This is a genomic window from Bradyrhizobium sp. MOS001, from assembly GCF_004634465.1.
In the GTDB taxonomy this organism is placed as follows: domain Bacteria; phylum Pseudomonadota; class Alphaproteobacteria; order Rhizobiales; family Xanthobacteraceae; genus Bradyrhizobium; species Bradyrhizobium barranii.
Window position 1 is genome coordinate 74,766 of the sequence record NZ_SPVJ01000040.1, and the last position, 6,796, is coordinate 81,561.

The window sequence follows — 6,796 nt, forward strand, 5'->3', positions numbered from 1 at the left end:
CGTGAGAGGCGCGCGCATTGCGGCATGACGAGGCTGCAATTGTGCGCCTCTCGTTGATTTGCGATAAGGTGGCGTGAAGCAAATCACCGCCTCCCTGCCGTTCGAATGGCCAAGCCGTGCCAAGATCTTGAGCACGGTGGAGACGCTCGTCATCGGCACCGCCGGCGGCCTCGTGTTTCTGGTCGCCGGACTTCCCGGGGGACTGATCTCGGGCTCGATGATCGCGGTCGGGATCGCCGCGATCGCCGGCCGCCAGCTGGCACTGCCGCCGATCCTGACCCAGACCGTGCTGGTGCTGCTCGGCATTTCACTGGGCTCGGTCGTCTCGCGCCACCTGCTGCAACAGGTCAGCGCCTATCCCCTCACCATCGGCCTGCTTGCGCTCGCGACCTTCTGCTCGACCTTCGGCTCGAGCTATTACCTCCAGCGCATTCATGGCTGGGACCGCACCTCGGCCTTCCTCGCCGGCAGCCCCGGCGCGCTGTCGCAGATCACGATCCTGGCGGTCGAGCGCGGCGCCGACCTGCCCGGCATCGCGGTGGTGCAGACCCTGCGCGTGATCATCCTCACCGCGGCGCTGCCGATGGTGCTCGCGTTCGCGGGCGTGGCGCCCTCCGTCGCGCCGTCGCTGACGACGACGATCGCCTCGCCGCTCGAGCTCGTGGAGCTGGTCGCGGCCTCGCTGGCCGCGGCGCTCCTGCTGCGGCTGATCAAGTTTCCGGCGAGCTGGATGTTCGGCGCGATGATCGCCTCCAGCGTGCTGCATGGCGCAGGCTGGGTCGAGGGCGGCCTGCCGAACTGGGTGCGCGGCGTGGCGCTGATCGGCATCGGCGCGCTGATCGGCAGCCGTTTCGCGCGGATGCGGATCAAGACGCTCGCCGGCCACATCCATGCGGCGCTGGGCTCGTTTGCCGTGGCCATCGCCGTCTCGGCCATCTTCGTCGGCATCGTCGCGCTCACCGCGCAGGTGAAATTATCGGATGTCGTCGTCGCCTTCGCGCCGGGCGCGATGGATGCGATGCTGGCGCTCGCGCTCACGCTGCACATCGACCCGATCTTCGTCGGCGCCCATCATTTGTCGCGCTTCGTGTTCGTGACGATCGCGACCCCGGGCATCGTGCACCTGTTCGGCCGCACGCAGGACGATGTGGATGATTAGCGAAGCGCCGCAGTCGTAGCGGAGCTCCGGTCTCGTAGGATGGGCAAAGGCGCGCTAGCGCCGTGCCCACTATGCTCCCGCAATATCGCTAAAAATGGTGGGCACGCTTCCGCCTTCGCTCTTCGAGCTACGGCGGACAAGTCGCTTTGCCCACCCTACGGCAGCTTACCTAACGCCTCGCCGTCCGCAAAAATCCCCACGCCGCGATCGCGGCCATCAACAGCGAGATCAGCACGTTGTAGCCGGCGAGCGAAAGGCCGAGAAACCGCCACTGCACCTCGTCGCAGCGCACCACCTTCACGGTATCGAGCTTGGACAGAAGGTCGGCGGCATTGCCGAGATTGATGACGGGACCGGAGCAATCGGTCGGGCCCTTCCAGAAACCCCATTCGACGCCGGAGTGGTAGGTGCCGAGGCCGGCATTGGCGAGTGTCGCCAGCGCGAGGATCGCAAGGCCCGCGAGCAGCAGCGGCCGCGGCGCCCCGCTCCGCGCCGCAAGCGCCGTGAGCACACCGACCGGGATCGCGAGATAATAGGCGTAGCGCTGCTCCAGGCACAGCGGACAGGGCAGGATCTCCAGCACGAGCTGGAAGAACCAGGCGCCGGCGATGGTCGCGGCGGCAATCAGCGTGACGAGCACCGAGGCGGTCAGCGCGGGACCGGTCCCAGCCGGCCTGAATGCAGGTATTGCGGCACTCTGGGTCGTCACGGCAGCCTCTTCCGGATGGGTCGCTTTCTTAAGGCTCTAACCCCGGCCCAGGCGGCTGTCGAGAACGGCCGGGATCACTTTGGCGCGGGTTGACCCTGCCCTGTCCATGGCTATAGTCCGCCCGCTTTGCGAGGCCCTTTTCCAGGGGCCGACCGGGAGCCCCTGTGGCGGAATTGGTAGACGCGCTCGACTCAAAATCGAGTTCCGCAAGGAGTGCTGGTTCGATTCCGGCCAGGGGCACCAGTCGAGCATCCGTCCCCATCCGCCAACGTTCACTTTACTCTACAATAAAAGGCACAAGCCGCATTTTGGTTTGCGTAGCCATTCGTCTATTTTTGCTGGCATCCGGCCGATTTGTTGGTATCTTTGTTGGTAGATCCTAGGGGTGTTGGTATCGCGATTTTTGGGGGAATCGAACCCTTGCCGGCCAAGAATGACACCTATTTTCGGCACCTGAAACCAGTCGAAAGTGACTACAAGCGATCCGACAGTGGCGGGCTTTTCATGCTCGTCACCAAGACCGGATCGAAGCTCTGGCGCTTCAGCTATCGCTTCGATGGCAAGCAGAAGCTGCTCGCGCTTGGCCAATATCCCACCACTGGTCTCGCGGACGCGCGGATCACGCGCGACCAAGCCAAGAAGCTCCTCGCTGAGGGTATCGATCCCTCCGTCGACCGCAAGGAAGAACGCCGAAATGCTCGGATCGCACGTGCCAATACGTTTGAAGCCGTGGCCAAGGAGCTGATGGAAAAATTCGAGGCGGAAGGAGATGCCTCGACCACTCTGAAGAAGAAGCAGTGGCTCCTAGACTTCGCCAACAAAGAATTCGGTAAGCGGCCGATTGCGGAGATCAAGGCTCCTGAAATCCTTGACGCATTGCGGAAGATCGAAAAACGCGGCCGGCATGAGACCGCGACTCGCACGCGGAGCACAGTGGGCGCCGTATTTCGCTTTGCTATCGCAACAGGTCGGGCTGAACGGGACCCAACCGCCGACCTCCGGGGCGCGCTGATAACCCCAACAGTCACCCATCGAGCAACAATCGTCGAACCGAGAGCTGTCGGGGCGTTACTGCGGGCAATTGATGGTTTCGAGGGGCACGCTGTAACGAGGCACGCCCTAAAGTTGGCACCGATCGTCTTTGTGCGACCTGGTGAGCTCCGTCAAGCTGAATGGGCTGAATTCAATCTGGCCGACGGCGAATGGCGTATACCTGCGAAGAAGATGAAGATGAGACGGCCGCATAGGGTGCCGCTGGCGCCTCAAGCGCTCGCTGTTCTTTGCGAACTGCAGGACATCACTGGTGGATCAAGATACTTATTTCCGTCCGTGCGATCCTGGCATCGTCCCATTAGCGACAACACGCTCAACGCAGCCCTACGCCGACTGGGATATGAAAAGACCGAGTTGACGGTCCACGGCCTGAGATCCACCGCGTCAACGCTTTTGAATGAAAGCGGAAAATGGCATGCGGATGCGATCGAGCGTCAGCTTGCGCACCAGGAGGCGAATGAAATCCGTGGCGCTTACACTCACGCTGCAGAATTTTGGCAAGAACGCGTACGAATGATGCGCTGGTGGGCAGATGAGTTGGATCGGCTGAAAGACATTGGTCGCATCGTCAAAATGAGCGCCTAACGAGAAGCCAGCAATCGGTTACTCCGACATAGTCGTGTCCAGAAGCGCGAGAAGTGATCGCACCATCACCAAGCGCCGGCGTCCGATCGTTGTAGTGACGAGTTGGCCAGATCCGATCAATTCGTAAAGCTTTGTGCGTCCCAAGCCTGTTGCCTCGCAGGCTTCGTCGATCGTACAGCTGAGCCGCTCGGCAAACGGGAGCGACCTTGCCTCGCGACCATTCGTAGACGAGACAACGCCTTTCGCCTGTCCTCGTCTTTCGTTCTCCAATTGATCGCCCGTCATAGACTCTCCTTGTCGCGAAAAAGTCGCCTGGTCGCAGCGTGATGTAAGACAGCGCCGGATGAAACAAAGTGCAGGAATCAAGAAACTTCAATAGACTCACATTTGCAAAGATGAACGACGGCCATTTCAATCCAGTCGTTCACATGCTCGTCAAGCTGTGGCAAATTTGGACGCACGTGACGAAGCCGTACAAAAAGCCGTGAGCGGTCAAGGGCGATATTGATCCTGAGAAGAAGTGCTATTGCTGAGCCTGAAGCGGTCCTCGTCTGCCCCGTCAATTGACCGCTCATAACGGTGGTTGCAGGTTCGAGTCCTGCCGGGCCCACTAAGAATATCAATATCTTGCTTGCTCTCCGCTGCCCTCAGCGCGACGAGCGCACCAGAAACCGCACCAGATACATCCACTATTCGTTCACGCGCGAGTTCACGAAGGCGTCGAGCAAGCTCCTATGCCGGCGAGAGGATACGGCAGTGCATCCACGTTCCTCGCCTTTCCGGCCGACGGAAGCGATCTCTGCATTTGGTGATGATGTCGGTTATCTCCGGTAAAGCGGAAGTTAGCCACAACGTTAATCACGTCCGCTAAGGGCCGATTGTGTTGCAAAAGTCGAAAGTTGCAGGGCTCAAGATTTTTCGCGAAAACACTAAGCAGCGAGCGATCGCTGATTCGTATGACCTCAATCGCGCTACCGAAGTCGCCTGTGAATTTTGCGTGAGGCCGTGAGGTCCCCCGCATCTTGTACGCGAAAGTCGCGCCCACGGCCCGCAGAATTTTGGTCATCGGCGAAAATCGACTTTTGCAACAATATCGGCCAGAAGCGGAAGCACTCCACTGAGTGAGATTTCGCTTCCAGGTGTAGTCTTCAGCTTCGGGCCGAGGTTGCAGGCAATCAGGTTGAGGAGGAAGTCGGTGGCGACGCGAGCGAGGCCTCGATGTTTCGTCATTGCTCGCCTCGTGCTAGACTTTGCCTGCCCGATCAGGGAGAACAGCCATGACCGCCGAGTTCGATGAAGACCGCTTCAATATGGCTATCCGTAAATTTCTGAAGCGTGTCGGAGTTACATCGCAGCGTGAAATTGAGAACCTAGTGCGTAGCGGAGAGGTGAAGGGTGGCAAGCTCAAACTGCGAATGACCTTGTCCGCGGAGGGGACGCCGCTGAACCATGTGGTCGAGGAAACAGTCGCGCTCTGACGATTGTCCCGGCTGTGGGAAGCCATGGCCCTGATCCTCACGAAGGCTACCATTGCGGTCGCCGGCCGAACGTCGCCTTCGGGTCAAGCTCGGAAGTCGGCGGGTCCATGGTAGATGGTCTGCTCTGCCACTGTGAGCGGACATCACCGGATCCGCGGTTCAGGTCCGAGTTGGGTCACACGGCGACATGCCGAGTTCGCGCCACGTGACGGCTACATGCCGTAGCCTGCTCTTCCTGGCGCGGCTCCGAGACCCATCAATTCCCAATAGCGCAACAGCACGGCTTCGCGTAGCGCACGGCTTGAGCTCAATACGGAGCCGACTCCTAAGACGATCAGCAGCAAGCCCAACCAGGTCACCGCCCAGCCCCTCCCCTCATCGCCGGCCCCCCTAGGGCCCATGCCCACCGGCAGAACCGGGGGCATCGAGGCGGCAGCGGCGTCACTCGCAGCCGCAAGAAGCTTCTCTACGTCAACTTGGGGCGGCACGGAGAACTCCGACGTGAGCTGGTTGGTACGCCGATGCAGGTCGGGTACCGCTGGTATCGGGGCCGTCGTGCTCGTTCCAAGTTCGGAAGCAGCCTCAGCTACTTTCAATTCAGGGACAGGGGGCTGAGACTGCTCGGCCGGTCTGGGCCGCAGCAACTCTGCGCGCGCGTCAACGACCGGGCTCCGCTTACGACTAGCCACGGGATCTTTAGCTATGCGAGAACGAACGGGCTTCTTCACCGTCGCAATGCCCTCGGCCAGGAACCAACATTTGCGGCGACCATCGACTCGATAGACCCAATGCTGGCCATCGGGGACCGAGTCGCCGGGCCGCGCCAAGCATTCCGCTCGCGCCGGATCGGTCGGAGCACGTGCGCGCGGAGCGATATTGAACAAGTCGTCAAGAGGGTCGGAGGACGCGGGCGTCGTTGAAAGAATTCCAGCGAGAGCAAAACCAGCGAAGCAAAATCTCAAATAACCGGACATCGAAAACTCCCGGTTTGTCGCCCCCACCCCCTCGACCCTTCGCGCCGACATGGCGGCCATACGGCTCAAAACTGGCGGCGCAAGGGATTCATTGTGTTCGTGACTAGTCCCGGTCCTAACCAGCCGCAGCTGCGAAGTGCAGCAGCCTGCCAAATCTCTTTCGCCGCGGCGCTCGGACCGTGGCTTACGACCGTGGAAGAGCTGAGAATTTGGCCGATCAATTGCCATATCCCTTTGCTCGCGCGGAAGAATGCGGCCGGGGTGCGAAGGAGTTCGGCGAAGTCGTGAGAAAACCATAGACCTGATGCGGCCCTGGCACCGGCTTCGACTTCGTGCCGCGATCACCGTTGAACGTGGTCCAGATGCCAGCGAAGGCGAACAGCGGTCGATCGTCATTGAGTGCGAACCAGACCACATCCTTTTTCTTGGTCTCCGGGTTGGGCTCCGGCGCGTACTCGGCGAAGCTGTTGAACGGGACAAGGCACCGGTTCTCCGGCTTGAGCCAGCCTCGCCAATGTGGTGACGATGTGTTGCGGATGTTGGTGACCGGCGGGCCACCTGTGCGGAGGGGCGGCGGCATGCCCCAGCGCATCAGCACCATTTCGCTTCCGACATCGGTGTTGCGGATCACTGGAGCCGGATAGTCAGGAAAGACGCCCGGCATCGGCGCGAGGTTGCCGACGTAGCGCTTGACGAAACGAAACAGCGCAGCGATGGCGACTTGGTTCGTGGTGATGCTGTAGATGGGGTGATTGCGGTTGCTGCTCGAAAGGCTCAGCCTGGAAGGGAAGCCGGCGAGCCGGTGGCAGCAGGAGCGGGAACATGAAGCACTATGTCG

6 protein-coding genes, 1 tRNA gene and 1 pseudogene are annotated in these 6,796 nt (G+C 60.9%); 5 read left to right on the plus strand and 3 right to left on the minus strand.

The window, feature by feature from the left end; translation table 11 throughout:
* Positions 1-73 precede the first annotated feature (73 nt).
* Positions 74-1,159 (plus strand): AbrB family transcriptional regulator, encoded by a 1,086-nt coding sequence (locus tag CT676_RS33350; RefSeq protein WP_085401905.1) that lies wholly within the window; start codon positions 74-76, stop codon positions 1,157-1,159.
* 169 nt (positions 1,160-1,328) lie between these two features.
* On the opposite strand, the gene CT676_RS33355 is transcribed toward CT676_RS33350, so the two are convergent.
* The gene (locus CT676_RS33355) at positions 1,329-1,868 is read right to left on the minus strand and encodes a disulfide bond formation protein B (protein WP_085401904.1); all 540 of its coding nucleotides are present in this window, start codon (positions 1,866-1,868) and stop codon (positions 1,329-1,331) included.
* Between the two features lie 158 nt (positions 1,869-2,026).
* Between CT676_RS33355 and CT676_RS33360 the strand changes: the two genes are divergently transcribed.
* From CT676_RS33360 to CT676_RS44450, 3 genes and pseudogenes are all read left to right on the plus strand, one after another.
* Positions 2,027-2,111: transfer RNA gene (locus tag CT676_RS33360), tRNA-Leu, on the plus strand.
* Positions 2,112-2,288: 177 nt separating this feature from the next.
* Positions 2,289-3,506 (plus strand): integrase arm-type DNA-binding domain-containing protein, encoded by a 1,218-nt coding sequence (locus CT676_RS33365; protein ID WP_085401903.1) that lies wholly within the window; start codon positions 2,289-2,291, stop codon positions 3,504-3,506.
* Positions 3,507-4,037: 531 nt separating this feature from the next.
* Positions 4,038-4,116 (plus strand): annotated as a pseudogene (locus CT676_RS44450).
* A gap of 452 nt (positions 4,117-4,568) precedes the next feature.
* Here the strand turns inward: CT676_RS44450 and CT676_RS44455 are convergent.
* A complete protein-coding gene (locus tag CT676_RS44455; protein WP_161495847.1) occupies positions 4,569-4,736 on the minus strand; it encodes a hypothetical protein in 168 nt (55 codons plus the stop codon).
* Between the two features lie 47 nt (positions 4,737-4,783).
* Here CT676_RS44455 and CT676_RS33375 point away from each other — a divergent pair, with 47 nt between their 5' ends.
* Positions 4,784-4,984, plus strand: a complete 201-nt coding sequence (locus CT676_RS33375) for a DUF6494 family protein (protein WP_085401901.1) — start codon at positions 4,784-4,786, stop codon at positions 4,982-4,984.
* Positions 4,985-6,175: 1,191 nt separating this feature from the next.
* Here CT676_RS33375 and CT676_RS33385 read toward each other — a convergent pair.
* Positions 6,176-6,703, minus strand: coding sequence for an SOS response-associated peptidase family protein (locus tag CT676_RS33385; RefSeq protein ID WP_167768237.1), 528 nt, complete (start codon positions 6,701-6,703; stop codon positions 6,176-6,178).
* Positions 6,704-6,796: the final 93 nt, after the last annotated feature.

Bases quoted from the DNA above. Each gene is read 5' to 3' on its own strand.
- CT676_RS44455 (WP_161495847.1), bottom strand. From the start codon at position 4,736: ATGACGAAACATCGAGGCCTCGCTCGCGTCGCCACCGACTTCCTCCTC.
- CT676_RS33375 (WP_085401901.1), top strand. From the start codon at position 4,784: ATGACCGCCGAGTTCGATGAAGACCGCTTCAATATGGCTATCCGTAAA.